4 tRNA genes and 1 rRNA gene are annotated in these 886 nt (G+C 48.9%); all 5 read left to right on the top strand.

The annotated features are described in order from the left end of the window. Positions 1-38: 38 nt before the first annotated feature. The 5 genes from rrf (at position 39) to B5V89_RS14845 (ending at position 801) form a co-directional block, all read left to right on the top strand. Positions 39-155 (top strand): 5S ribosomal RNA (gene rrf / locus B5V89_RS14865). 131 nt (positions 156-286) lie between these two features. Next, positions 287-362: transfer RNA gene (locus B5V89_RS14860), tRNA-Val, on the top strand. A 178-nt stretch (positions 363-540) separates the two neighbouring features. Further along, positions 541-616, top strand: a tRNA-Thr gene (locus B5V89_RS14855). Between the two features lie 15 nt (positions 617-631). Next, positions 632-707 (top strand) — tRNA-Lys (locus tag B5V89_RS14850). 12 nt (positions 708-719) lie between these two features. Further along, positions 720-801, top strand: a tRNA-Leu gene (locus B5V89_RS14845). Positions 802-886 lie beyond the last annotated feature (85 nt).

The following is an 886-nucleotide window of genomic DNA, read 5'->3' as shown; positions in this document are numbered from 1 at the left end:
CTATCTAGTTTTGAGGGAACAATCCCTTAAATAAATAGTCTGGTAACTATGGCGAGAAGGTCACACCCGTTCCCATCCCGAACACGGAAGTTAAGCTTCTCAGCGCCGATGGTAGTTGGGGGCTCTCCCCCTGCAAGAGTAGGACGTTGCCAGGCAAATAGAAAAGCGGAAGACGCTTGCTCATCGGCGAAACTCGCTGGAGGGCTGACGAGGAAGATTGTTTTTCAAAACTTCCACAGCAGCCTGAAGCGATGCAAGCCGATAGCGTCTGAAGCTAGACAATAATGGAGGATTAGCTCAGCTGGGAGAGCACCTGCCTTACAAGCAGGGGGTCGGCGGTTCGATCCCGTCATCCTCCACCATATTTATTTAAATATAAAAAATGATCGTATGCCGGCCTAGCTCAATTGGTAGAGCACGACCGAATAAGCTTCATTGAAATGCTTCAGCGTACAGCTTGAGCTGCTACTTGAATCAGCATTCTGAAAGCTGGACGACAGTTCAAATTTAAATTAAATTAAAGAAATACGATCATAATAAGCCGGCCTAGCTCAATTGGTAGAGCAACTGACTTGTAATCAGTAGGTTGGGGGTTCAAGTCCTCTGGCCGGCACCATCTTTCGAAGATATCGAGCCATTAGCTCAGTCGGTAGAGCATCTGACTTTTAATCAGAGGGTCGAAGGTTCGAGTCCTTCATGGCTCACCATTTAAATTATACGCGGGTGTGGCGGAATTGGCAGACGCACCAGACTTAGGATCTGGCGCCGCAAGGCGTGGGGGTTCGACTCCCTTCACCCGCATTATAAGTAATTAAGTTGCGGAAGTAGTTCAGTGGTAGAACACCACCTTGCCAAGGTGGGGGTCGCGGGTTCGAATCCCGTCTTC

Source organism: Heyndrickxia sporothermodurans (genome assembly GCF_003055045.1).
In the GTDB taxonomy this organism is placed as follows: Bacteria; Bacillota; Bacilli; order Bacillales; family Bacillaceae_C; genus Heyndrickxia; species Heyndrickxia sporothermodurans.
The sequence above is the reverse complement of the archived record's forward strand: the minus strand, read 5'-3'. Positions and strand labels throughout refer to the sequence as shown.